This is a genomic window from Parablautia sp. Marseille-Q6255 (assembly GCF_951230155.1).
Classification (GTDB): Bacteria; Bacillota; Clostridia; order Lachnospirales; family Lachnospiraceae; genus Choladousia.
In genome coordinates this window covers 39,639-65,052 of sequence record NZ_CATNVD010000006.1, presented here as the reverse complement: position 1 = coordinate 65,052, position 25,414 = coordinate 39,639, and the positions used below count along the sequence as shown (strand labels likewise).

The 25,414-nt window shown below is 47.1% G+C and carries 21 protein-coding genes and 1 tRNA gene; 1 reads left to right on the top strand and 21 read right to left on the bottom strand.

From position 1 onward, the window contains the following. Positions 1 to 125 precede the first annotated feature (125 nt). The gene (locus tag QOX44_RS05845) at positions 126 to 380 is read left to right on the top strand and encodes a hypothetical protein (RefSeq protein ID WP_283682041.1); all 255 of its coding nucleotides are present in this window, start codon (positions 126 to 128) and stop codon (positions 378 to 380) included. A 23-nt stretch (positions 381 to 403) separates the two neighbouring features. Here the strand turns inward: QOX44_RS05845 and QOX44_RS05840 are convergent, their stop codons facing one another. From QOX44_RS05840 to QOX44_RS05740, 21 genes are all read right to left on the bottom strand, one after another. Then, complete coding sequence (locus tag QOX44_RS05840; RefSeq protein ID WP_283682039.1) at positions 404 to 1,045, bottom strand: endonuclease III domain-containing protein; 642 nt, start codon at positions 1,043 to 1,045, stop codon at positions 404 to 406. 91 nt (positions 1,046 to 1,136) lie between these two features. Next, positions 1,137 to 2,546: an amidophosphoribosyltransferase gene (locus tag QOX44_RS05835; protein WP_283682037.1), complete on the bottom strand. Its 1,410-nt coding sequence runs from the start codon at positions 2,544 to 2,546 to the stop codon at positions 1,137 to 1,139. 232 nt (positions 2,547 to 2,778) lie between these two features. Next, positions 2,779 to 2,852 (bottom strand) — tRNA-Arg (locus QOX44_RS05830). A gap of 175 nt (positions 2,853 to 3,027) precedes the next feature. Further along, positions 3,028 to 4,440 (bottom strand): L,D-transpeptidase family protein, encoded by a 1,413-nt coding sequence (locus QOX44_RS05825; RefSeq protein WP_283682036.1) that lies wholly within the window; start codon positions 4,438 to 4,440, stop codon positions 3,028 to 3,030. Positions 4,441 to 4,617: 177 nt separating this feature from the next. Continuing rightward, complete coding sequence (locus QOX44_RS05820) at positions 4,618 to 5,937, bottom strand: sensor histidine kinase (RefSeq protein WP_283682035.1); 1,320 nt, start codon at positions 5,935 to 5,937, stop codon at positions 4,618 to 4,620. A gap of 3 nt (positions 5,938 to 5,940) precedes the next feature. Next, positions 5,941 to 6,621: a response regulator transcription factor gene (locus tag QOX44_RS05815; RefSeq protein WP_283682033.1), complete on the bottom strand. Its 681-nt coding sequence runs from the start codon at positions 6,619 to 6,621 to the stop codon at positions 5,941 to 5,943. A 126-nt stretch (positions 6,622 to 6,747) separates the two neighbouring features. After that, entirely contained in the window at positions 6,748 to 8,577 is a 1,830-nt protein-coding gene (locus tag QOX44_RS05810; RefSeq protein WP_283682031.1) for a Na/Pi cotransporter family protein, read from the bottom strand. Positions 8,578 to 8,702: 125 nt separating this feature from the next. Then, the gene (locus tag QOX44_RS05805; protein ID WP_283682029.1) at positions 8,703 to 9,902 is read right to left on the bottom strand and encodes a YibE/F family protein; all 1,200 of its coding nucleotides are present in this window, start codon (positions 9,900 to 9,902) and stop codon (positions 8,703 to 8,705) included. 150 nt (positions 9,903 to 10,052) lie between these two features. Next, positions 10,053 to 11,603: an alkaline phosphatase gene (locus tag QOX44_RS05800; protein ID WP_283682027.1), complete on the bottom strand. Its 1,551-nt coding sequence runs from the start codon at positions 11,601 to 11,603 to the stop codon at positions 10,053 to 10,055. A gap of 60 nt (positions 11,604 to 11,663) precedes the next feature. Then, positions 11,664 to 12,338: a phosphate signaling complex protein PhoU gene (gene phoU / locus QOX44_RS05795; protein ID WP_283682026.1), complete on the bottom strand. Its 675-nt coding sequence runs from the start codon at positions 12,336 to 12,338 to the stop codon at positions 11,664 to 11,666. 1 nt (position 12,339) lies between these two features. After that, entirely contained in the window at positions 12,340 to 13,089 is a 750-nt protein-coding gene (pstB, locus tag QOX44_RS05790) for a phosphate ABC transporter ATP-binding protein PstB (RefSeq protein ID WP_283682025.1), read from the bottom strand. A gap of 18 nt (positions 13,090 to 13,107) precedes the next feature. Beyond that, on the bottom strand, positions 13,108 to 14,016 hold the full coding sequence (gene pstA, locus QOX44_RS05785) for a phosphate ABC transporter permease PstA (protein WP_283682023.1): 909 nt from the start codon (positions 14,014 to 14,016) through the stop codon (positions 13,108 to 13,110). Then, a complete protein-coding gene (gene pstC, locus QOX44_RS05780) occupies positions 14,009 to 14,866 on the bottom strand; it encodes a phosphate ABC transporter permease subunit PstC (protein ID WP_283682022.1) in 858 nt (285 codons plus the stop codon). The genes pstA and pstC overlap by 8 nt, the downstream gene beginning before the upstream one ends. A gap of 99 nt (positions 14,867 to 14,965) precedes the next feature. Beyond that, positions 14,966 to 15,814, bottom strand: coding sequence for a substrate-binding domain-containing protein (locus QOX44_RS05775; protein WP_283682021.1), 849 nt, complete (start codon positions 15,812 to 15,814; stop codon positions 14,966 to 14,968). Between the two features lie 434 nt (positions 15,815 to 16,248). After that, on the bottom strand, positions 16,249 to 17,121 hold the full coding sequence (hflC, locus tag QOX44_RS05770; protein WP_283682020.1) for a protease modulator HflC: 873 nt from the start codon (positions 17,119 to 17,121) through the stop codon (positions 16,249 to 16,251). Positions 17,122 to 17,133: 12 nt separating this feature from the next. After that, on the bottom strand, positions 17,134 to 18,150 hold the full coding sequence (hflK, locus tag QOX44_RS05765; RefSeq protein ID WP_283682018.1) for an FtsH protease activity modulator HflK: 1,017 nt from the start codon (positions 18,148 to 18,150) through the stop codon (positions 17,134 to 17,136). 170 nt (positions 18,151 to 18,320) lie between these two features. Then, positions 18,321 to 19,730, bottom strand: a complete 1,410-nt coding sequence (locus QOX44_RS05760; RefSeq protein ID WP_283682017.1) for a M24 family metallopeptidase — start codon at positions 19,728 to 19,730, stop codon at positions 18,321 to 18,323. Beyond that, complete coding sequence (locus QOX44_RS05755; protein ID WP_283682015.1) at positions 19,727 to 21,145, bottom strand: Xaa-Pro aminopeptidase; 1,419 nt, start codon at positions 21,143 to 21,145, stop codon at positions 19,727 to 19,729. The genes QOX44_RS05760 and QOX44_RS05755 overlap by 4 nt, the downstream gene beginning before the upstream one ends. 44 nt (positions 21,146 to 21,189) lie before the next feature. Then, the gene (locus tag QOX44_RS05750; RefSeq protein WP_283682013.1) at positions 21,190 to 22,632 is read right to left on the bottom strand and encodes a M81 family metallopeptidase; all 1,443 of its coding nucleotides are present in this window, start codon (positions 22,630 to 22,632) and stop codon (positions 21,190 to 21,192) included. Between the two features lie 26 nt (positions 22,633 to 22,658). Then, entirely contained in the window at positions 22,659 to 23,807 is a 1,149-nt protein-coding gene (locus QOX44_RS05745) for a sugar ABC transporter permease (RefSeq protein WP_283682011.1), read from the bottom strand. Between the two features lie 2 nt (positions 23,808 to 23,809). Continuing rightward, a complete protein-coding gene (locus QOX44_RS05740) occupies positions 23,810 to 25,342 on the bottom strand; it encodes a sugar ABC transporter ATP-binding protein (protein ID WP_283682009.1) in 1,533 nt (510 codons plus the stop codon). Positions 25,343 to 25,414 lie beyond the last annotated feature (72 nt).

Genomic DNA, 25,414 nt, shown 5'->3' with positions numbered 1-25,414 from the left:
TATCATTAGTTGTTATTTATTGCAAGACCTATTTGAAAAAAACAGAAATTCCCATCATATTTTCAGAAATGCTTCAGATACTAACACTGCAAAACAAACAAAATCCTATACAGGAGGTGTCATCTATGCATTCAGATACTGACAGACAAGCCTTTCATCCGACACCGGAGGAGCCCAGAACAAAAAGAAAAAAGGAAGCAGAAAAAGCGGATCCAACCAGCCTTTCTGATTCCTTCTTTTCAAAAAGTGTCTGCTCTGCCACAGACTGCACAGGGCTGATCCCTGCACTTCCCTCCTCTGAAGCAGAGCTGGATGCCTACGAAGAAATGTACCAGTTCTGTCTTCAAAATGCGGCTTCCGATCCCGAACAGGACACATAACCTGCACCGCTGCAGCCATACTGCTATTTTTCTACGCCGTTTTTTGCGCAGATATCCGCAAGACAGCACCGGTCACAGTACGGCGCTGTCCTTGCTGTGCAGACCTCACGTCCATGATAGACCAGCCTGTGACAGAAATCGCTGCCCTCCTTTGGCGGGATGATCTTCCACAGAGCCATCTCCACACGTTTGGGATCCTTGATCCCATCTACCAGACCGATGCGGTTCGTAAGCCGGATGCAGTGCGTATCTGTTACGATCGCCGGCTTCCCGAATACATCGCCCATGATCAGATTCGCGCTCTTGCGGCCGACTCCCGGAAGCTTCAAAAGCGCGTCAAAATCATCCGGTACCTTTCCGCCGTATTCCTCCTTCAGCATGCGCATACACGCGCTGATATCCCGCGCCTTGCTGCGCCCCAGCCCGCACGGCTTTACGATCTCTTCAATCTCCTCCGGCCTGGCAGCAGCCAGAGCCTCTATATCAGGGAATTTCTCATACAGCTTTTCTACGACAACATTTACCCTCGCATCGGTACACTGTGCGGCCAGACGCACACTTACCAGAAGCTTCCACGCATCATCATAATCAAGCGTACAGCCTGCATCCGGATATTCTTCTTTCAGACGCCGGATCGTCTCCAGCGCCAGCTGCTCTTTTGTCATCTTTCTCCTCCATATCCTGTCCGGCCATATCCGGCAGGGCTCATTCCCGGTCAGCCCGGCTTTTTGTTCCCCGCCGCCCTTTTACAGGGGATCAGCCTTCTCCGTTAAAGCAGTAGGTACACAGCTTACACGGCGAAATGCCGATGGATGCTTTCAGATCATCCAGTCTGTGATAGCGCAGCGTCGTGAAGTTCTGCTCCTTTCGGATCGCTTCGAGCATCGCTTCATATCGCTTGCTGCACGGATCTGCATAATCTGCAAGCACTTCCTGGGATACCTCTCCTTCGCGTTCCCGGATCACGCGTCTTGTGATCAGATCCATCTCTGATTTTGACCGTGAAAAATTCAGATATTTGCAGCCATACAGAAGAGGCGGACACGCCGGGCGCACATGTACTTCCTTGGCGCCGCTCGCATACAGGAACTCGGTGGTCTCTCTGAGCTGAGTCCCCCGCACGATCGAGTCATCAATCAGCAAAAGCTTTTTGTTCTGGATCAGAGCCTTGACCGGGATCAGTTTCATCTTCGCGATCAGATTTCTCTGGCTTTGCTGCGTCGGCATAAAGGAACGCGGCCAGGTCGGCGTATATTTGATAAACGGTCTGGCATACGGAATGCCGGATTCATTTGCATACCCGATCGCGTGAGCGATACCGGAATCCGGCACACCTGCTACCACATCCGGTGAAATATTCCCCTTATCGCGTTTTGCAAGCATGCTTCCGCATTTGTAACGCATTTCCTCTACATTTACACCTTCATAGGAAGAGGTCGGATATCCGTAATATACCCAGAGGAAGGAGCAGATGCGCATCTCCTCTCTCGCTTCAGAAACCGTTTTTACCTCATCCGGCGTAATAAACACAATCTCTGATGGTCCCAGCTCCTTATAGTCGGTATATCCAAGATTGATATAGGCAAAGCTCTCAAAGGATACGCAGTACGCGTCCTCCTTCTTCCCGACTACCAGAGGCGTCCTGCCGTAACGGTCGCGCGCCGCATACAGGCCGTCCTTTGTCATGATCAGCAGCGTCATGGAACCGTCTATAATCTCCTGCACAAAACGGATCCCCTCCACGATACTGTCCTTTTTGCAGATCAGGGAAGCAACCAGCTCCGTTGCATTGACCTGACCGCCGCTCATTTCCTGAAAGTGTGCATTTCCATTCTCATAAACATACTCCAGCAGCTGATCCATATTGTTGATCTTTCCGACTGTCGTGATCGCAAAGCTGCCCAAATGCGACTGAATCAGCAGAGGCTGCGGCTCATAGTCAGAAATACATCCGATTCCAATATTTCCTTCCATTTCTGCCACGTCCCGGTCAAACTTCGTACGAAACGGAGAATTTTCGATGTTGTGGATCGCTCTTTGAAATCCCTGTTCTCCACAGACAGCCATACCGCCGCGTCTGGTTCCGAGATGTGAATGATAATCAACTCCGTAAAATAATTCCAGTGTACAGTCACTCTTAGAAGCAACTCCGAAGAATCCGCCCATAATCCAATCTCCTTTGCATGATCTGTGTGCTGCACAGCGCTTTTGCGCCTGCCGCCCTCATCTGTTATGTCTTATGAATTCATTACTACTTTATCATGAACCGCGAACGAGGTAAAGATTTTTTTGCGGTACAACAGGCAAAGCTTCCGCGGTTCAAAAAACACATTTACCACAAACGAAAAGGCACTCTGAATACTCAGAGTGCCTTTTCCCGCATCTGCGGTGCTTCAAGCGTGCGTTAGAAGATTCGAACTCCCGACCTTTTGGTCCGTAGCCAAACGCTCTATCCAGCTGAGCTAAACGCACATGTCCTTTAAGCATGTTTGATTATATATCAGGGTTTTCTGTTTGTCAACCACTAAAATGAAATTTTTTTATTTTTTTTGACTTTTCACACATTAGGCGGCTGTGACCCCTCATCCGGAGACTCCAGCCGCCTGTTTTTCTACCTGCTCTGTAGCTGTGGCTTTGTGCGTTATGATCATTTATACAGAAAGATCGGCATCCGCTCCTGCATGTTTTCATAAATCGTGGCTGCTGCCTGCGGCGGCAGATTGATACAGCCATGGGAGCCGCCTGTCTGATAGATGTTCCCTCCAAATTCATTTCTCCACGGCGCATCATGCAGCCCCTGCCCGTCATGGAACGGCATCCAGTATGTTACCTCTTCTCTCCAGGTATCTCCCTCCAGTACCTCCGGACTCGTCTTGTAAGGGATCATAAACACCCCTGTTGCCGTTTCGCGTCCATCCTTTGGAAGCCCTGATACGAAATCGCTCTCTACAACAACCTTTCCGTCAATATAGAACCAGAGATGCTGCTTTGTCAGATCCGCTTCTACATACGTGCCGACTACATCATCCTGCCCGTTTCGCTTATACCCCTTGACGGCATAGACCGGTTCACGCTCTACCGCCGTATTTGCGTAGATATCCTGGATCAGCTGCTGCGCCTCCGCATCGCAGTCGATCTGATACCCGTAATCACTCGACTCATAGTGGATTGTCCTGCCGTCATGCGTTGTAAAATCGCGCGCATGATAAAGCGTATCATAGCGGGCTGCCAGCTCGTAGACGTAATCGTAAACTGCCTCTTCATTCAGCGTTGCCTCCCCGCCTTCGATGTTGAGCCAGTTCTGCACCACAGACCAGTCCACCACCTCTTTTTTCTCACCGAAGGTCAGGGAAATCTTTGCCTTACAGTAGGAGTTATAGATTCCCATCATAGTATTCATCTCGCCGTCATCCTGTGTGACTGCCGGCAGGAAATAAAACGATTCCGGCACCTCGAGCGTCCCGTTCTTCTGCGGTCTGTCCGCTGCTACGACCTTGTCTGCGTAATCCTTTACCATCACGCGCAGATCCGCATCATCCATTTCATTTCCGTATACTTCCGGCTCAATATAATACTCTGTGCCATTATACTCAAGAGATGCATCCACGCTTGCCTTTCGCGGAGTTAAAAAGCGGGAAGCCGAGACTGCTTCGTTAAACGTGTCCTCGTCAAATTCAAACGGGATCTCCACCTCGAACTCATTTCCACCCATCAGGCTGAACAGCAGGCGCACATTCTGCTCGCGCATGCAGGATTTCAGCTCTGATAAAAGCTTCATCTCATCAACGGTATATCCCATATCCTCCAGCGTCAGTGTCAGCGCTTCCTGACCGCCTTCATTTATCGTAAGCTCCGGCGCACTGTAATCGCGTTCCAGGATCAGCATGACCTCCTTTGCCGTCTTTCCTGTCACGTCGTAGCCATTGATCTTTGTGTTTTCAAAAAACAGACCGCTGTTTGCCTGCTCATACAGATAATATCCCAGCACTCCGAGGCCGATACCGATCAGACAGAGCATAACAATAAGGGCTATCTTAACCCCTTTTTTCTTTTTCTTCAATTTCCGTCCCTTGCCCTTCTACCAGCATCTCACAGAGGAATCCCGATCAGGAAGCTGCTCTTCCTGATCTGATGCCAATATTCTGATGCTATTTTAATAAAATACTCTTTAATAATATTGCACCATTCTAAAAAAATAGTCAAGCGGGGGAATCTTAATTTTCATCTAAAAAAGCTGCTACACCGGAAACCACACAACCATCTCTGTGCCCTTCCCCACTTCACTGTGCAGCTCGATCCGGGCATCATGCTGTGCCACAATATGCTTTACAATAGCAAGTCCGAGCCCCGTTCCTCCGGTCAGCTTGGAACGGCTCTTGTCCACACGGTAAAAGCGCTCAAAGATACGCTCCTGACTGTCCGGCGGGATCCCGATCCCGGTATCCTTTACAGAGAGCATGACCTGATCTCCCCGCATTCCTACCGTCACATCCACGCGTCCCCCGACCCGGTTGTAGCGGATCGCATTATCGCAGAGGTTAAATACGAGCTCCTCTATCATGTCTTTATTGCCGTGTACGATGCTGCGTACGCCGTGGCAGGCGATATGGATCCCGTGATTTTCCGCATTGAGCTGCAGCATTTCCACGCAGGTCTGCGCAAGGTCATACAGATCCACATCTGTGTAAGGAGTCTCTGTATGTCCTCCATCCAGTTCTGACAGACGGATAATATCATTGATCAGAGTCAGCAGACGCTTGGCATTTCTGTGGATCTCGCGCGCAAAGCGCTGCACCTCATTTTCACCGGCGATTCCGGTCTCGATCAGCTCTGCATAGCCCGATATAGAGGTGAGCGGAGTCTTTAACTCATGAGAAACATTCGCGGTAAACTCCTGCCGCATCTTCGCGCCCTTGATAATATCCTCGTGCTGCTTCTGTATCGTTGTAATAAACGGGACGAGCTCCTCGTACGTCTCAAGCCCGTCAATGCTGTCAATATCCTGCGCCAGCTTCTCGATCGGCCGTACCAGACTGGTCGTGATATATCTGGAAAAGAGCAGACAGATCAAAAGCATCAAAAGCGCCACTCCCGCGATCCCGTACATGGTATTGCGAAATACGCTCCAGATACTGTCCTCCTCCTTGCTGATGCGCAGAATGTCGCCATTTTCAAGCTGAACGGCATAATAGTACATATCCCGGTGCAGCGTATCGGAATGACGGACCGCGTACCCCTCTCCGCTCTTTTCGGCTTTTTTGATCTCCGGACGGTCGGAATGATTGCTCATCTGATCGCTCCCCGCTTTGCTGTCATACGTAACGGTCCCGTCTGTGGAAATGACTGTCACGCGCAGATCAGGCTGCGGATCTGTATACTGCCTTTCCAGCTCTTCTCCTGAAGTCACCATGCCGCTGATCAGCTGTGCATACGTCTTCATATCTTCGACGATCTGTTCCCGGTACATATGATGAAAGATGGCAACCGCCATGATCAGAGTTGCCACCAATGTCAGAAAGACCGTCAGTATCAGGTATCGATTAATCTTTTTCTTCATATATTAATTTTCTCCGGTCAGCATATAGCCGACATTACGTACTGTCTTTATCATACTTCCGGCATTTCCAAGCTTCTGCCGCAGCGTCTTAATATGCATATCGAGCGTCCGCGATTCTCCCTCAAAATCCGTCCCCCATACGCGGTCCAGGATCATATCGCGCGCAGCCACAATCCCTGCATTTAAAAGCAGAAGCTTTAACAGCTCATATTCCTTGTAGGTCAGCTCGCACTGCTGATCATCCACAAATACGGCGCGCTTCTCATCATCCATAAAGATCGGCCCCAGACGGATCATCCGTTCCTCCTCCATCCCCCGGCTTCTGCGCATCAGCGCCTTTACCCGTGAGATCAGCTCCATCACGCCGAACGGCTTTGTTATGTAATCATCCGCTCCTATATCCAGCCCCTTTACCTTGTCAAGCTCTGTTGTCTTGGCTGTTGCCATGATGATCGGAAGCTTGCGCGTCTCCGCTGCAAAACGGAGCTTCTTTACGATCGTAAGACCATCCTCATCCGGAAGCATGATGTCAAGCAGCACAAGCGCCGGAACCTTTTCTTTCAGGCGAGCATAAAAGGCAGATGCACAGTCAAACCCCTGCACCTCATATCCTGCGTTTTTCAGAGCAAACATCTCGATCTCCCGGATATTCTCATCATCTTCCACAATATAAATCAATGCCATGAACCATCCCCCGCTTTCTTGCTTCAAGTGTATTCTAAAAATAAAGCGTTGGCAAGCGTCAGATACGCCTGCCAACCCTCGCAATCAACTGCTTTTGCAGAATCCTTTCCATGTGCAGCCTGCCTCTTAATGCGCCTGCTGCATTCTCGCGCGCATATCCACCTTCGGCGTCCCTTTTACGCGCTCTGGCAGAGAATATTTGCGCCGGTACTCACGGAACTGCTCTTTGAAGTACTTATTGTCCTCTTCCTTCAGAGAATTCAGATATTCATGTCTGCCAAATTCATTATTCTCTGCCTGGATCAGACAGACTGCAATGTTGGAGCAGTGGTCCGCAATACGTTTATAGCTTGTCGTCAGATCGGACAGGACGAAGCCAAGCTCGATCGTACAGCGTCCCTCTCTTAAACGGTCAATATGACGCTGCTTTACTTCATCGCCGATATCATCAATGACCTCTTCCAGCGGCTCGACCTTTTTGGCAAGCTCATAGTTTTCTGTCTTCATTGCCTCCATGGCAAGACTTACCACCTCTTTTACGGCTGAAGAGAATACCTCAAGCTCCTCCACTGCCGCCTCGGAGAACGCCAGATTTTTATCGTAGATCTCCTTTGCCGCATTTACGATATTTACTGCATGGTCGGAAATACGCTCCACATCACCAATGCTGTGCAGCAGAACAGACAGAGTATGACTGTCCTTCGTCTGCATTTCATTCTTCGCTACCTGCACCAGATAGGTTCCGAGACGGTCCTCGTATTTATCTACGATATCCTCATCTTCTACCACAAGCGCAAGCTTTTCTTCCGAGTATGCGTGAAGCTGATTGATCGCTGTATCCAGCGCTTCTACAGTCACATTTGCCATGCTTGCACATACGTCGCGGCACTGTGCCATTGCCAGAGCCGGATTATCCAGGAAGCGGTTATCCAGTGCGCCAAGCTCTGCAAGAGATTTCTCGGTATGGCTTTCCTCGTCCTTTGTATCGCGCACAGTAAGCTTTGCCAGCTTGACCAGCACCTTATTGAATGGAAGCCACAGAAGCGTCGCCAGCACGTTAAATGTCGTATGCACGACCGCAATGCCTGCCGCGTTCGCTGCATCGCCCAGGAAACCAAAGTGTACAAACGCATTGGCTGCATAAAACAGGATCATAAAGATCACTGTACCGATCAGGTTAAAATACAGGTGTACAAACGCCGTACGCTTTGCATTCTTCTTCGCTCCGATCGCAGAGATCAGCGCGGTCACACAGGTACCGATGTTCTGACCCATGATAATCGGGATCGCGGATCCATAGGACACTGCCCCGGTCACACAAAGCGCCTGTAAAATACCGACAGATGCAGAAGAACTCTGGATCACTGCTGTCAGCACAGCGCCGGCGATCAGACCCAATACCGGATTTTCAAACATCAGGAAGAGATTCGTAAATTCCGGCACATCTGCAAGCGGTTTTACTGCAGCGCTCATCGCGTCCATTCCTGTCATCAGCACGGCAAAACCGATCATGATCGTACCGGCGTCTTTTTTCTTATCCTTCTTTGAAAACAGAAGCATCGCCACACCGATGATCGCAAGGATCGGTGAAAACGAAGACGGCTTGAGCATCTGAATAAAGAAATTGTCTCCCTGGATTCCTGAAAGACTCAGGATCCAGGACGTGATCGTTGTACCGATATTCGCGCCCATGATAATGCCGACTGCGCGCTCCAGCGTCATGATACCCGAGTTTACAAAACCTACTACCATTACTGTTGTCGCAGAAGATGACTGGATCACAGCCGTCACGCCCGCTCCAAGCAGTACGCCCTTGAGTGTGCTGGAAGTCAGCTTCTCAAGAATCTTCTCAAGCCTTCCGCCTGATGCCTTTGAAAGTCCTTCACCCATCACATGCATTCCGAACAGGAACAGCGCCAGGCCTCCCACCATCGTCAATACACCAAAAATGTCCATTTTCTTTCCTCCATGGCTTTATCTGCCTATGTAAAAATATTGTAAAATACAGGAGGAATTATAAAGGAACAACGTAAAATCCAAAGACGTTTTATGTAAAATCTAAGTAAAATACCGTGTGCTCCTTATATTTCGTCAGTTTGCTCAGTATTTGTCGAAACCTGCGCCCCATTTTCTGTACACAATTTTCTGCTTTTGTGTGTCAGAAGCCAGCCAGAGCACAGCGCTGTCAGCGGAGCTACGCTCACAAGCCCCATGCTGCCGACGATCGTATCGAGGATCTCCGAGGCTACATACTTATAATTAAAAATATTGTACAGCGGGGTTCCCTGCGCCATAAATACCATCATCAGCGTCACATAGCCGCCAGAATATGCCAGCAGCAGCGTCGTTGTCATGGTGCCCATGGCTGCTCTGCCGACATTCATGCCGGAACGCGCAGCCTCCTTCCAGCCGATCTCCGGCTTCTTGCAGACTACCTCCCAGACCGCGGACGTAATATCAACTGCGAGATCCATGACCGCTCCCGATGCTCCGATAAAGATACTTGCCATAAAGATCTTTGTCAGATTCAGATCTGCAAAACCGCTGTACAAAAGACTCTCGGAGTATGGCATGATCGCGCCGTGGATCTTTAATACGTCCGTAAAGATCACGCCAAGCACTGCCGTCACGATGAGGCCTGCCATCGCACCGCTCACAGCGGCAGCCGTCCTTCTCTCAAATCCATATACGAGGGAAATGATCACCACAGTCAGTATCCCTGTGATCAGCATGCCCGTAATGATCGGATTATATCCATTTAAATAAGTGGGGACAAGCACTTTCCAGATCATCAGCACAGTGATCACAAAAGAAAGGATCGCCCGGATCCCCTGTCTGCCGGCGATCGCTACCAGCACCAGAATGGACAGCGCTGCCAGAGCGATCTCCCATGGAATCCGGTAGTGGTCGATCATATTGACGGACAGAATTTCATCACCGTCATAGCTGACTACTACCTGCGCTTTATCCCCGACGGCAAACAGCTTATCGTTTTCCAGAGAGCCATTTAACATATTGAAGGCATCTGCCTCCTGTCCCTTAAACCTGCCGCCCAAAAGCCGTACGCGGCAGCTCTGTTCCCCGCTTCGCACAAGACCGGTATCAATGATCCGCGACTCGTCTGTTTTCAGTACCTCGGCAGCGCATTTATCCATATCCTGATAGATCTGCGCATCTTCATATCCTGTCGGGATGATCAAAAGAACGATCAGCAAAACGATAGAAACGTATACTGCCGCAAGCTGTCTGGAGCATAATTTTTTTCTGATTTTTTTCGCCATATTCTCTTCTCTGCTTTTCTGATATTTTTTCGGTTCTGTACACAGATCCCCTGTACAGACGCAGGAGGCGGACACCAGCTCCCTTCGTCCGGTGTCCGCCCCATTGCCTGTATCCGGATCAGCCTGTGATCCTCTTATGTGTCTGCTGCTTTACTGAACGCCAAGCAGACCTGCCATTTTGTCGTAAATATCTGTATTGTCATAGTAGCCGGCAAACTGCTCCTGACCGTTCCCCTGCGCAAATACAGCTACCGGAAGTCCTGTATGTGCATAGGATGCAAAATTGATACCGCTCTTGTTATTGAGGATATGGGTCACTGTGACAGAGAGCGGCTCATAGCTGCCGTACAGAAGGTACTCTTCCTGACCGATCTCCTCCTCGCCGGTTCTTGACATCGTTGTCTCATACGCAGCCTTCAGCTTGTCGTATTCATACTGTGTCATGACAAGGCTTCCTGTATCATCAGATTCCGGATGCATATCCTTGCTATCCATTGTCGCCTCTGTCTCCTCCTGCCCTTCTGTTGGCGGAACAAGACCGAAAAGCTCCGTGATATCAGCCATGACCGTATCGAAATCCGTTCCTTCCTCTTTGTACTTTGCAACGTATTCCTCATCAAACTTTGCATAGGAAATTTTCTGGTTGCTCAGATTCGTAAGGAAGGTATCGTAATCTGTGCCTGCAAAGCCGATCGTCAGACCTCCTGTCTCGTGATCGCCCGTTACGAGGATCAGCGTCTCGTCCGGATGCTCGTTGTAAAACTCAACTGCCTGAGCTACCGCATTATCAAGAGCGATCGTATCATTCACTGTAGAGCCCGCATCGTTTGCATGACATGCCCAGTCAATCTTGCCGCCTTCTACCATCATGAAAAATCCAGTTTCATTATCAAGAACCTCGATTCCTTTTTCTACGTAGTCTGCCAGTGCCCATTCTTCCTCTGCACGGTCATTTTCATACGACATGGAATCTCCGTCTGCCAGCGTCTCAGAGATCACGATTGCCTTACCGTCTTCTGCCGTAAGAGCCTCTGCCTCTGCCTGTGTTCTGATCACCTTATAGCCAGCCTCTTGTGCAAGCGTATAGCTGTCCGGCTGATCCTCTTCCTTGCCTGTCGGCTGAAGCAGCGCGCCGCCTGCAAAGTAATCAAACCCGCTCTCGATCATTTCCATAGAAATATCGTAATAGCTGTTCCTGCTCACCTGATGCGCATAGAACGCCGCCGGAGTCGCGTGATTTAAGTTTACAGAGGAAACCACACCGACCTTATAGCCAAGCTGCTCCTTTACCTTCTCTGCGATCGTCTCATACTCCACTGTGCCAGTCTCGTCTACATTGATTGAACCGCTGTATGTCTTATAGCCTGTAGAAATAGACGTTGCTGTAGAAGCAGAATCCGGGCAAAAAGAAGTAGAATCAAATGTCGTGGCAGAGCCTGCTACCGGAAATTCCATCATGGCAAGCTTCTTTGGGCCCTGCAGGATATCTCCCTCTCCTCCCTGCTCCACAGCGCCAAGGTAATCTGCCGTTGCCTGAATCTGCGGATAGCTCATACCGTCTCCGATAAACAAAAAGACGTATTTCGGCACTGCAGGAGCTGCCTCTGAAGCAGACGCCAAAAGTGCCGGAGCTGCTGCGGTAAGTGTCACTGCTGCGGTAAGAAATCCTGCTGCTGCTTTTTTCATTGTATGTTTTTTCATAATCGCTCTCCTATCCTGTCAAACTGTTTACTGTCATTTTTCTCCTGTCTGTTCAGACACTCAGTCCAGTCCGAAGACATCATAGACTTCCTCTCCGTCTCTGTGCCGTCCGGTCAGAGAAAATTCTACCCACTCTGCGATATTCGTTGCGTGGTCCCCGATCCGCTCATAATATTTTGCTATCATCAGCAGGTCAAGTATCTGGTCTGCCGTAAACTGCGGAATATTCTCATTTAATGTCCTGCGCACTTCAAGAAACATCTGATCAAGCGTATCATCGCTTTCGATTACCTCCTGCGCCAGCACAAGATCACGGTTTACATAGGATTCCACACTTTTATTGACCATCTGCATCGTAAATTCTGCCATCTGCGCAATCCTTACTCCCTGGACCGGGACATCCACACTTCCCGTCTGAAGGATCTCCGCAATGTCCGTTGCCTGATCTCCGATCCGCTCCATATCCGTCACCAGTTTAAGCGCTGCCGATATCCTGCGCAGATCCGATGCGATCGGCTGCTGGCGCAGCAAAAGCTGAATGCAGATCGCCTCTACCGCATGTTCCTTCGTATCAATATCTTTTTCCAGAGCGCTGATCTCCTTCACCTGCTGACTGCGGTTCTCACTGGACTTCAGCAGACAGCAGGTTTTCATGATCGCCTTCTCGCAGAGCATTCCGAGCTCCAGCACTTCTCTCTGAAGCTGCTCCAGCTGCTCGATATACCGTTCTCTCATATCACCCGAACCTCCCTGTAATATACTCCTCTGTCTTCTTGTTCTTAGGCATAGAAAACAGAGTCATCGTATCATCATACTCCACGACCTCTCCAAGAAGGAAAAATGCTGTCTTATCTGAGATACGCGCAGCCTGCTGCATATTATGCGTGACCATGACGATCGTATATTTTTCTTTGAGTTCCAGCGCGAGGTCTTCAATCCTCGATGTAGAAATCGGATCAAGCGCAGAGGTCGGTTCATCCATCAAAAGCACCTCCGGTTCTACTGCCAGAGCGCGGGCGATACAAAGCCTCTGCTGCTGCCCGCCCGACATGCCAAGCGCGCTCTTTTTCAGACGATCCTTTACCTCATCCCAGATCGCCGCATCGCGAAGCGCTTTCTCCACAATCGCATCGAGCTTTGCTTTTGAACGGATACCATGTGTCCTCGGTCCGTATGCAATATTGTCATAAATGCTCATCGGGAACGGATTCGGTTTCTGGAATACCATACCTACACGCTTTCTCAAAAGATTGACGTCCATATTTCCATAGATGTCCTCCCCATCCAGAAGCAGTTCCCCCGTGATCTTACACCCTTCTACGAGATCGTTCATTCTGTTTAAGGATTTGAGCAGCGTTGATTTTCCGCATCCGCTCGGTCCGATAAAAGCAGTGATCTTATTCGCCGGGATTTCCAGATTAATGTCCTTCAGCGCATGAAAATCACCATAATACAAATCTGTGTTTCTAATATCTATTTTTCCCATCTTTTATCCTCAATCTCTTTAATTTCCCGTTGAAGCCTTCGATATACGCCGCGCGATCAGCGCAGATACTCCATTGAGCACCAGTACGAATACTAGCAGCACGACTGCTGTCGCATAGGCCTGATCCATATACAGTCCCTCTGTAGAAAGTACATACATATGTACAGCGAGCGACCGTCCGGAACCCATCAGACTGTCCGGTACCTTTGCCACAGAACCTGCCGTGTACAGAAGCGCCGCCGTCTCTCCGACAATCCTTCCTGTCGCAAGCACGACTCCTGAGAGAATACCCGGGATCGCACTCGGCAAAACTACCCGAAAGATCGTACGCAGCTTGCCTGCCCCCAATCCAAAAGAAGCCTCTCTGTACGTATCCGGTACGCCAAGCAGCGCTTCTTCCGTCGTGCGGATGATAAGCGGCAGAATCATGATCACGAGCGTCATAGAACCGGACAGCAAAGACAGTCCCCAGTGGATTGTTGTACAGAAAAACAGCAGTCCGAATAATCCATATATAATAGAAGGAATTCCCTGAAGCGTTTCTGCCGTAATACGGATCAGATTCACCATTTTGCTTCCTTTATTCGCATATTCCACAAGGAATATCGCCGCAAAAATGCCGAGCGGTACTGCAACCAGAAGCGAAAATGCCGTGATGATCAGTGTATTGATAAGCGCCGGAAGCAGCGACACATTGTCTGTATTATACGAAAGCGCGAACAGATCCGGCGTCAGATGACGGACTCCCTTGATCACAATAAAGCTGACAAGAAAGATCAGTACTCCCATTGTAAGAAGCGCTGCAAGCCATACAAGGCTTGCGACAAACGCCGAGCCGGGGTGCCGTTTCCAGAGATTGAGATAAGCTTCGATCCTGCCGGGATTTTTCTTCCCGCCTGTAGTTTTTATTACTTTTTCCCTACTCATAAGCTGATCTCCGTTTCAATGCCGATACGCAAAGATTGATCAGGAGGATAAATACGAACAGGACAACTCCCGTTGCGATCAGTGCGCTCCTGTGAAGGTCTGTCGCATATCCCATCTCCATAACAATATTTGCCGTAAGTGTTCTGATGCCCTTTAAGAGTCCCTGCGGCATCCAGGTCTGGTTTCCTGCTACCATGATCACCGCCATCGTCTCACCGATCGATCTTCCGATCCCCAGTACGATTCCTGCCGCCACACCTGACTTTGCAGCCGGGATCACAGTTCTGAATACGCTGCGTTCGTGTGTCGCGCCAAGTGCGAGCGCTCCCTCGTAATAGCTTGTCGGTACACTGCGAAGCGCAGGCTCTACGACTCCCGTAACGGTCGGCAATATCATGATACCAAGAAGAATGGACGCCGTCAGCATCGTACTTCCGTCTTTTCCGGTCAGATCGCGCATCATCGGAACGATCCATACCAGACCGAAAAATCCATATACAACTGACGGGATACCAGCCATCAGATTTACCATTGCTTTCAAAATCGGATACAGCCTTTTCGGGCAATAAAACGCCAGAAAGATTGCTGTCAAAAGCGCGGTCGGCACTCCGATCACGACAGATCCCGCAGTCACGTAGATGCTGCCGAGGATAAACGGTAAAATACCAAAAATTTTATTGGAAGGCTTCCACTTCTGACCAAACAGAAAATCCGACACACCAATCTCTGTCATTGCCGGAATCCCGTTCGTAAAGAGGAAGATACAGATCAGCGCCACCGCAAGCACTGATGCGCAGGCTGCAACGAAAAACACAGCCTTCATCACGCGCTCTGAAAATTTATGAGTCATTGTCATCCTCCTGACGAGTTTAAACCATCTGCAGCCGCCCTGTATTTGACAGTTTTACCTGTACAGACGGCCGCAGCTCTTTTTCTGAGACGCTGCGTCTTACTGCAGCTCCTCCCATGTTGTGATCTCGCCTGTGTAGATGCCCTTTACCTGCTCTGTTGTCAGATCAGAAAGCTCATTATCTTTGTTTACGATCACTGCAATACCATCCTGTGCAATTACAGTCGGTGTAAGACCTGCCTCAAGCTCGCTGTCCTTGAGTTCACGGGAAGCCATACCGATGTCGCAAAGACCGTCGATTGCATTTGTCATACCTGTTGTAGAATCGCTCTGCTGTACCTCGATCTCCACTTTATCATTTACAGTATTGTAAGCTTCAGCCAGCTTTTCCATAACCGGTGTAACAGAAGAAGAACCGGAAACAACAACCTTTCCTTCTACATCACCGCCTGCGAACGCTTCTGTCTCATCTACTGCAATGTATCCTGCTTCAGAAACAACTTCCTGTCCTTCTGTACTCATGATATAAGCGATAAAATCTGCTGCTGCGTCGCTTACCTCTGCAGTCGTTGCGATATTGAACGGACGTACCACCTTGTAATCACCTGATACGATATTCTCTGCTGTTGCCTCAGCTCCGTCGATCTTTACTGCCTTTACGGTATCTCCAAGAGAACCAAGAGAAATATAACCGATCGCGTTCGGATCCTGCTCAACTGTGCTCATCATTACTGATGTGCTGTTTGTGATCTTTGCTGCCTCTGTTGTATTGTCTACCTTTTCTCCATCAACTTCTTCCTGTACGCCAAACAGTTCGATAAATGCTCCTCTTGTACCGGAACCGTCCTCTCTGGAACAGATCGTGATATCTCCTTCTGCTGCCATTGCTGTCACACCAAGTGCTGCTGTCATCATTGCCGCCATTGCCATTGCTACTGCTTTTTTCATGTTTTTGTTCTCCTTTTCCTCTGCTTCTGTTTACTTTCTACGCGCACACTTCTTTTTTTATTATGTGGCACTTGCTCTCCTGCCACTTGGATATTCTCCTGCGCGATTTCCTGTAACAGCGGATTTCGGTGCGCTATGTGTTTGTCATTCTTTTTTCTCTGACCATTTCCGCCCTGCCGCGATTACAAAAAGCATTCTACAGGTGATATGTAAAATATAAAACATGAGAAAAGTAAATCCTGCGTAAATTGTCCGTAATAAAAACGGAGCGAATGTAAAGCCATTCGCTCCGTCTTTTTCTGACTGTCTTTTGTATTTTGTCCGTATTCTGCGCGCATCCGCAGCCTGTTTCTTTCACTCTGCGCCCGTTTTACAAAACACAGACACTCTTTACATAGTCCCTTTTAGCCCGATCTTATCTGCCATCCTGCCGTTTACTCAAGCGCATAGCCGTTAAAAATCTGTGCGATCGGAGAATCCGCTGACAGGACTACCGTCTTGTCCTCTCCTGTCATAGAGGTTTTCAGTGCGTCAAGGCTTCTTACAAAAGAGTAAAACTCTGTCTTTTCTTCTGTATTATAAGCCTCTGAAAGGATGCGCATATACTCTGCCTCTCCTTCTGCCTCGAGGATCTCTGCCTGCTTCTTCGCTTCCGAAATGCTGATCGCTACCTCTTTATCCGTCGTATTGCGGATCACCTGTGCCTCAGAGTCACCCTCCGCCGTATACGTTGCGGCAATATTATCGCGCTCGGAGATCATACGCTCATAAACAGCTGCCTTATTGTCCTCCGGCAGATCGAGCTGCTTTGTCTCAAACATCATAAGCTCAATCCCGTACTGATCCATACCCTCGTCGATCCTGTCCATCACAAGTGCAGAAAGCTCACCGTCACGGCTCGTGATGACCTCATCCTGTGTCATGCTGCTGATCGCATTTTTCAGCGCATTATACACAGCGGTATTGATACGGCTCTCCGCATTCATCAGTGAACCGTTGAGCGTCTGTGCAAACTTCGTCGGATCTGAAATCCGCCACAGTACATAGCTGTCTGTGATCATGGTCTTTTTGTCACGCGTAATGACCTCTGACGGAACCAGATCATAAAGAAGCGTCTGCTTCGGGAAACTGTCTGCTGTCTGGATAAACGGAACCTTCATGGACAGACCCGGCTTTTCAATAACACGGCTGATCCGTCCAAACTGCCGCACGATACTGTACTCATTCTCCGCCGTCACCACAACGGAAGATGCAAGAAGAATGAGAAGAAGAACTCCGCCAACTGCCGCGATTATTTTCTTTTTCATCTGTACTCCTCCTTATCTTTGTGTACCGCTTCCGGTCTGTGCCGCGGTATCACCGGTCTGCTGTGTCTCACCGGCAGCCTCATCCTGCTGCGGCTGTGTCATCTCGGCAAATGGCTCCAGTGGAAGTACCTTCTGCACGCCATTCCCCTCATCTATGATCACTTTCAGATCCGGAAGTACATCTTCCATTGCTTCAAAGAACATACGCTGCTTTGTGACAGTCGGGTTCTTCTCATATTCCTCATACATGGCATTAAAACGAGCCACCTGAGCTTCTGCTTCATTGATACGCGTCTGCTTCTTCGCCTCTGCATCCTGCACGATCTCGTCCGCCTGTGCCTTTGCAGCCGGAAGCTTCTCATTGCGGTATTTGTTCGCATTATTCAGTGCCGTATCCTTGCCCTGCTTTGCTGTCTCTACCGCCTTAAACGCCTGCATGATCTCCTGTGTCGGCGGCTCAGAATCCTGGATCGTGATATTTACCAGATCCAGACCAATATCCTGTGTCTCCAGCTTGTCGAGGATCATCTCCTTGATCGCTGCCTGGATCTCTGACTTTCCTGTTGTCAGTACGCTGTCCACATCATAGCTTGCGATCACCGTACGGATGCAGCTCTGCGCGATATTTTTCAGGATATCCTCCGGTGAATCTGACGCATACAGATACTTCACCGGATCTGAAATGCGATACTCTACGAAAAAGTCAGCATTGATAAAGTTGTAATCCGAGGTGATCATGACTGCCTCATCATCCACTGTCTCATTGGTCGCCGTATCATAGCCGATCGGGAAGCCCTGGATCGTGGTATTTACCTTATGTACCTGCTGGATCAGAGGCAGCTTAAAATGCAGTCCCTTCTCAGAAACGGCTTTCGCCTCTCCCAGAGTCACAACCACAGCCTCTTCCTGCTCTTCGATCTGATACCACATACCTGTCCCCAGGATCGCTATCACGATCAGTATCCCGATACCGATTGCCACATATTTCGCCCGGGCCAGCGCTTTTCCTTTGTCAAACTTTTTCTCCAAATCGTCCTCCTTCTGCAGAGCCATCGCCTGCTATAATTTTCTGACTCTTTGCAAATTTTGTTTATATTGTAAATATAAACAGTAGGACTACTATACTATACTCGGCACAGTTTTTCAATAGGTGCAAAGCCCGGAAATGCTTAACTTTTTATAAAAAATCCAGCCCCCTCTCACTCTTTCGCCAATACCACAGAAATATCCGCCATATAGGGGAAGCATACACAACTCAGGTCAGAAAGCGGCAACACTTCTTCTGGCAAATTAATGTTAAGGACATCACAAATAAACTGCTTTCTTGCTTCAATACGCTGATAGCATGTTGGAGCAATTCGTTTTACTTCCTCTCTGAGCGCTTTATCCGCAATTACCAGACCATCTTCTACATGAGCACTCATAAATGGTTTCTGTGATGTAACCGTAAAATCACACTGAAATGCCATACCTGATTGAATTTTTACTTTACTGTTTTTCTGGAACGGCGAATTGGTCCACTCATCTGTATGCGTCAAATGCCCCGGATTCAGTCCTATTCCAAATTTCTCAAATCCTAACATGTCTTCTACCATCTGATAGATATCACCGCAGGATGTTCCTATTTTCATCATTTCATACCATTTGATCACACATGCAAAATACGGTTTCAAAAAATTCTTAACATAATCCTTTTGCTCTTCAGGAAGATCTGACTCATCTCTTATGTACATACCACATTTATGAACAAGACTCCCTCTCATTCCATACCCTGCTCCCATTGGCATACCATACTGCAGCTTTACATCATACTTTGGACTATTAAGCCCCGCCGCCACATGGTTCTTTCCAAAATTAATATTTGGATGCATATTCAGCGGTTCTCCATTAAATCTGATTTTTTCCGCAGCTTCTATTTCCCTCATGCCCGGTCTGAGATTTTTCACACAATCATAAATCCCTCTTGAAACTTTTGTCCCAATTACATCAAACTGGACAATTTCCTTCGCACTTACCTGATGTTTCAATCCATACTCACAATCAGTCAGTACATCTGTTGCATTTTCAATCTTTTCAAGCCCAACAATCTTTGCAAGAGTTTCTACTATATAATATGGTACATCCGTAACCAGTTCTGGCAGATCGAACAACTCTTTCTGGTACGTTTTCCATCCGATCAGACCAATGTGAGATTTCACATCAACTCCCGCCTCACAGAAAATATCAGTCAACTTCTTACTCCGCGCATCATTCGGCTGTCCCATCAGACTCAGTGTCTGATACATAGTTACTGTTACATCTGCCTGAAGCTGACTGACATATCCCATGCCTTCATTTCCTACCAAAAGTATTGGTCTCGCTCCTCTTTTCAGAATAAGCAGGGATTCTTCCCACCGCGGATCATAACCTGTGAAATAATAAATATTGGAAAAATGCTCTCTGTCTCCATAAATAATAATAAAATCATATGCCTTTGTCTGTTCCATATTCCAAAGTTTTTGTATTCGTTGCCTATAATCCCAAGCTGTAAGTTCAGGTACTTCCTCATAGGCATACCCGATTGGCTGCTCACAAAGTGTCAGCTCTGTTTTTTTCTCGATAATATTCATACCTTTTCCTCCATTTTGAAAGCAAATTGTTTATTCAAAAGAAACGGACGATAATAACCTGCAAGATCAGACAGCGGAAGTACTTCCTCCTTCAGAGAAATACCAAGCACCTCCTGCATATAGGTCCTCCGTCTGCAAATACGATCCCATACCTGCGGATACTGCTCTTTCAGCTGATCTCTAAGTTCTTTATCTGCCAATGCGATACCATCCTCCGCACCTGCCCTTCCAAATGCTGATGCTCGTGGGATAATGTCTGCCTGAAGCATCATGCCGCTTGTTAATCTGATATCTGAACCAGCGAAAAACGGAGAGGAGAGCCATTCCTCGCTGGATGTTAAATGTCCAGGGTTCAACATCCAGCCATACTGCTCTTTGGGCAAAACTGATTCAATTGCATCATACAACTCTCCTGCAGTAATATCTAAGCCGATTGTTGCGTACCATGTTGCAAGAGCTGCAAAGTATGGTTTAGCACCATACTCGAAATATCCACGTTCTGATACTGGCAGGTCATCCGTACCATTTGCCACATAAGCGGCTCGTGATGTCAGACCTCCTCTTAATCCCATGGTAACCGAAAACCTGTCTCCCCTTACTGTCGGTTTATTTCTCGGCGCAATCACTCCATCGGTAAAACGCTCTCCGGTCGCACAGATTGTCTGCACGTTGACTGGCTGCCCATACGCTGCAAGCGGTTCTGCCAGTGTAAGTTCTGTCTTTCCCACTTCTATTTGCTCCAGACAGGTCATAACACAGTCTGATGCTACTGCTGCTCCAAATTCATAATAAGCCAGTTCATTCGCATTTACCGTCACACGCACTCCATTGCATGGATCAATAAACAGCTTGGTGAGGTTCCTCAGGCTTCCCTGTGAAGTTACCTTTCGTTCTAAGGCATCGATTAAAAAATGAGGCACATCATATATCTGCTCATTTTCTGTAAATATACACGTAAACAATTTCCAACCTACAACGCCTACTTGCATACCTTTTTTAATTCCTGCCTTCTCCAGATATTCCTCCATTTTCTTTTCCTGTAGCATTGGCTGATTCGGAAGTGAAAAATGTGGTACATGAATTGCTCTTGCCGGAATCCTGCAAAATTGTTCCATGGAAAGCATTTCATTTCCAAGCATCAGATACGCTGTTCCATCTATGTGAAGTACAAGCACAGCTTCTTCAAATCGCGGCTCAAAACCAGTGAGGTATGAAAAATTTGCTCCATGCTCCCGATCCGCATAGATAAACAATACATCCACATGAAACTTTTGCATCCTGGCAAGGACATTCTTCCTGCGCTCCTTCACTGTCTTTGCAGTAATAGGAACTGGAAGTTTTATATCCGCATACTGTGGCGGTCTGACTAGCATGTATGCTACCTGTTCTCTGGTATATTTTTTAATTCTTTTCACATATTCTGCTATTTGCATAAAGTATATAACCTTTCAGAGCTCAGTTATTTTGGAACATACTGCAGTGGATATACAGGAGGCTTTATATTATGATATTCCAGGTTTTCCACTAACTGATGTGTCCCTCCCGGTGTCAATGCCAGAATCGCAAGTTTTGCAAGTTTACGCAACTCAGCGAATAAATATCCCTGCTTTACCACTATTACCTGATAGTCATCCATATTCAATCCTGCACCATCTGTAAAATGTCTTACTGAAATAAATGAACCCGCATGACCGCAAAGTACAATATCTACATGCTCTGTCTCAATTGTAACCACGTCTCCTACTTCATCATCTTCGCATCCCATATAACCACGCAGCTTTCCTTTTTTCTTAATCTTTCCTTTTACAAGAACAGCCTTTGTGTTTTCATCATAATCATGGCCAATTGAAATCTCTATCTCATCTCCTTCTTTATGCTCCATACAAACTGCCAGCGCATTTTCATCCCATATCGTTGTCACCAAAATTTTTTTACCGTAGTATTCTCTGAGATTTAAGTACTCACGCAGCATGATTGTATGGTCTCCCACTGCCCCTCCAGTCGTGTTATCTCCAGAATCAGATACATATACTGGCGTCCCTTCAAATCGAACAGAATATCTGGCTGCTTCATGCGGCGAAAGCGGAAGCTGTTCAAAATCAAAACTGTCCCGTAAGCCATACACATAATCTGCCAGTTCCTTTGCCAGAGCTTTACAATAATCTGTATATTCTTCTTTTGATGGTGTCACTGCCACATTCGTTGCAAGTGTCTCACAATCACACCACATCATACCGATCCCAAGTGTCGCGATTGCTACCTCTTGTCTTTCTTCCAGTTTCCATAATTTTTCATAGATTTCACTCAACGGCCAGGTTGCCATAGTCGCTTTCTCCGCATGGATTGCATAAGGCAGTCTGACAAATTGAGGGACGGTCTTTCTTCCCTCCTGTATACATTTTACCATATGCCTTGCTACGGTCTGTTCTGTCACATTCTGATCGGTATGGGGAATCGTTCTGTAATTTCTCACTGCGTTGACCAGTTTGCAGAATTCCGGATGAGTATTCGCATGTGCGTCAAGTGCGATCCCAATGATTACGTCAGGACCTAACAGCTGACGGATTTTTTTCAGAAGATCATATTCACCAGAACCCAAACCTTCGACTTCCATGCTGCCATGCAAATGCAGCATCACGCCATCCACATCCTTATTCTCAGACAGAATCTCCAAAATCCGGTTGGAATAAAAATCATACGCTTCCCGTCTGACAATACCGTTTGGAAGTGTATTACAGTAAATCAACGGCACAAGCTCTGCGTTAGCGTCCTGAAATACCTCACTTGCAAACATACGGTCAATAACCTCTTGCCCTTCCACATACACAAAATCATCCTTTTCCACCATCTTGGGATTGAAAGAATTTGCCTCATGATAAAACATTCCTAATGCAACTTTCATACTTTTTCACCTCATATTCTTAATTTTTATTTTTCTTTTTTATTTAATTTAAATCTAAACTTTGCTTTATTTGTATACAGGTCAATGCAGATTGCCAACAGTAAAATAATTCCTTTAATTACCATCTGTAAATAAGAAGATATATTCATCAGGCTCATTACATTATCAATCGCTGTCAGAATGATGACACCGCAAGCTGCACCAAGAACGGTTCCTACGCCTCCGTTCATGCTGACACCACCAATACATGCTGCCGCCACTGCATCTAGCTCCAGAAGATTACCACCAGTAGAAGCTGCACCTCCCAGGCGCGCCGTCAGAACGATACCGCCAATACCGTACATCAGCCCTTCAAACAGGTATGACTGAAAAATTCTTTTTGATGTATTAATCCCTGCTAGTCTTGCTGCTTCAACATTTCCACCAATTAAATATACATGTCGACCGTATACAGTTTTCGTTGTGATTAAGTGCGCCGCAAATGCTACAACTGTTGCGATCACAACAGCCATCGGGCAGCCACGGTATCCCATAAACATCCAGCTAAGTACTGCCGCTACTGCTGATGCCAAAGCAATATTTTCAATCAGTTTTGTTCTTCCTCCATACCATGCCCCCATTGCCCGATACTTTTTCAGATGACTCACAATAAAAGCAGCTAGAATCACAAGTATAATTGCCACTGATACATACGAGGAAATAAATGTTTCAGAAATCGCTGTAAACTCCGAAGGCATAGGACCTACTGTTGCACAATCTGTTAGCGTATAACCGATGCCCCGGAAAATCTGCTGTGCTGCCAGCGTAACAATAAATGCCGGAAGGCCGAGATAACCAATGAAAAATCCATTGATGCTTCCCATAAATACACCGAGCACCAACGTAACTGGAATGGCTATGTACATACTGATCCCACTTTTTACAATCATCAAAGCACAGATTGTCCCTGCCAGATATACACCGGAACCACCGCTTAAATCAAAGTTTTTCTCAATCAGCAGCATCATAAGGCTGGAAGTGAGGATCATTAAAACAGAAGCCTGCTTTAACAGCATGATCAGGTTTCTCTGTGAACCAAAAGCGTTATCTGTAAGCTGATTAAAAATAATCACAAGTATTCCCAAAGCGGCAATAATTCCCACTTTTTTTAAAATCGCTTTATTTTTTGCTTCCATCCCTATTCCTCCTTATTTCCCACAGTAGCTTCCCATAAAATCTTATTTCTCTGGGCTCTCTTTCCATCTGTTATATTTACAACTTTTCCATGTCGCATAGTCAGAATCCGATCTGAAATTCCCATTACCTCTGATAGATCAGAGGATATAAAAATAATTGCTTTTCCACTTTTAGCTAACTCATCCATAATATGGTAAATCTGTGTTTTTGCTTCCACATCTATCCCCTGAGTCGCTTCATCCAAAATCAAAATCTCTGAATTGGCTGCTATCCACCGACCGAGCACACATTTCTGGGCATTTCCACCACTCATATTACGTACCAATGTTTCCGGGGTAGGTGTTTTAATCGCAAGGCGCTGTATCACATCCTGGATCATCTCTCTTTCTTTCTCATGGTTCAAAACCGAATATCTGGAAAGTTCCGACAAACTTGACATTGTAATGTTGTGACCTACACTTGCAATATCTACAACTCCCTGCCGCTTTCTATCCTCAGGAAGATAACCAATCTTATATTTTACAGCATCACTGGGAGACAATATCCGTATCGGCTTTCCCTTCAATTCCATTTCACATGTCACTGCTCCGTTGTATGCTCCGAGCATTGCAAGAGCTGTCTCACTGCGTCCAGCTCCTACAAGCCCGTAAAGTGAAAGGATTTCACCCTTCCTGACATCAAAGGACACATGATCAACCACTAGCTTATTTTCTGTCCGTGGATCTTTGATCGTGACATTTTTTATAGAAAGAATCACTTCCTCGGGTGTACGATCATGCTCGGGATATACTTCATCCACATCTCGCCCCACCATTAGAGAAACAATACGTTTTTCGTCCATATCTACATTCGGTGCTGTACCTACAATTTCTCCATCTCGCATAACAGTGATAACATCTGAAATTTCTTTCACCTCTTCCAGTCGATGTGAAATATAGATACATGCGATATTTTTCTTCTTCATCTCATCTACCTTCTGAAACAAAATCTTACATTCTTTGTCAGAAAGTGTCGCAGTCGGCTCATCTAGCAGCAATACTTTAACATCGTTATACATGGCTCTCGCGATAACAATCAGCTGCTTTTGTGCAATTCCTATTTCCTTTACTTTTGTCTGCGGGCTGACATGCAGCCCGAACTCATCAATAATCCTCTGCGTTTCACTGTACATTGTACGATAATCCACCATACCATGCTTGACTGGATATTTATCAAGGAACAGATTTTCTGCAACAGACAGCTCTTCCATCATATTCAGATCCTGTGGAATCATAGCAATTCCTTTTTTCTGAGCTTCCAAAATATTTTTAAATTCACACTTCTCTCCATTTAATTCTATCGTCCCCGCAAAAGTATCATACGCATAAACTCCTGCCAGCATTTTCATTAGTGTCGACTTTCCTGCCCCATTACCACCTACGATAGAATGTACTTCCCCCGTTTTTATTTCCAGAGAAGCGTCTGAAACAGCACGAACCCCTGGAAATTCTTTTGTTAAATTTTTCAGGACGAGAATTGTTTTATTTTTTTCCAACTTGTCCACCTCTCTTTTCTCATGACGGGCCGCATATATACAGCCCGCCACATATCCTCTACCTTCTCTGGC

Excerpts from the sequence above, each read along its gene's own strand:
- QOX44_RS05810 (WP_283682031.1), bottom strand. The coding sequence starts at position 8,577 with ATGGACATTTTTGGTGTATTGACGATGGTGGGAGGCCTGGCGCTGTTC.
- QOX44_RS05750 (WP_283682013.1), bottom strand. The coding sequence starts at position 22,632 with ATGAAAGTTGCATTAGGAATGTTTTATCATGAGGCAAATTCTTTCAAT.
- QOX44_RS05835 (WP_283682037.1), bottom strand. The coding sequence starts at position 2,546 with ATGGGCGGATTCTTCGGAGTTGCTTCTAAGAGTGACTGTACACTGGAA.
- QOX44_RS05775 (WP_283682021.1), bottom strand. The coding sequence starts at position 15,814 with ATGAAAAAAGCAGTAGCAATGGCAATGGCGGCAATGATGACAGCAGCA.
- QOX44_RS05845 (WP_283682041.1), top strand. The coding sequence starts at position 126 with ATGCATTCAGATACTGACAGACAAGCCTTTCATCCGACACCGGAGGAG.
- QOX44_RS05800 (WP_283682027.1), bottom strand. The coding sequence starts at position 11,603 with ATGAAAAAACATACAATGAAAAAAGCAGCAGCAGGATTTCTTACCGCA.
- pstC (WP_283682022.1), bottom strand. The coding sequence starts at position 14,866 with ATGACTCATAAATTTTCAGAGCGCGTGATGAAGGCTGTGTTTTTCGTT.
- phoU (WP_283682026.1), bottom strand. The coding sequence starts at position 12,338 with ATGAGAGAACGGTATATCGAGCAGCTGGAGCAGCTTCAGAGAGAAGTG.
- QOX44_RS05840 (WP_283682039.1), bottom strand. The coding sequence starts at position 1,045 with ATGACAAAAGAGCAGCTGGCGCTGGAGACGATCCGGCGTCTGAAAGAA.
- pstB (WP_283682025.1), bottom strand. The coding sequence starts at position 13,089 with ATGGGAAAAATAGATATTAGAAACACAGATTTGTATTATGGTGATTTT.
- hflC (WP_283682020.1), bottom strand. The coding sequence starts at position 17,121 with ATGAAAAAGAAAATAATCGCGGCAGTTGGCGGAGTTCTTCTTCTCATT.
- QOX44_RS05815 (WP_283682033.1), bottom strand. The coding sequence starts at position 6,621 with ATGGCATTGATTTATATTGTGGAAGATGATGAGAATATCCGGGAGATC.
- QOX44_RS05760 (WP_283682017.1), bottom strand. The coding sequence starts at position 19,730 with ATGAATATTATCGAGAAAAAAACAGAGCTGACACTTTGTGAGCAGCCA.
- pstA (WP_283682023.1), bottom strand. The coding sequence starts at position 14,016 with ATGAGTAGGGAAAAAGTAATAAAAACTACAGGCGGGAAGAAAAATCCC.
- QOX44_RS05805 (WP_283682029.1), bottom strand. The coding sequence starts at position 9,902 with ATGGCGAAAAAAATCAGAAAAAAATTATGCTCCAGACAGCTTGCGGCA.
- QOX44_RS05820 (WP_283682035.1), bottom strand. The coding sequence starts at position 5,937 with ATGAAGAAAAAGATTAATCGATACCTGATACTGACGGTCTTTCTGACA.
- QOX44_RS05745 (WP_283682011.1), bottom strand. The coding sequence starts at position 23,807 with ATGGAAGCAAAAAATAAAGCGATTTTAAAAAAAGTGGGAATTATTGCC.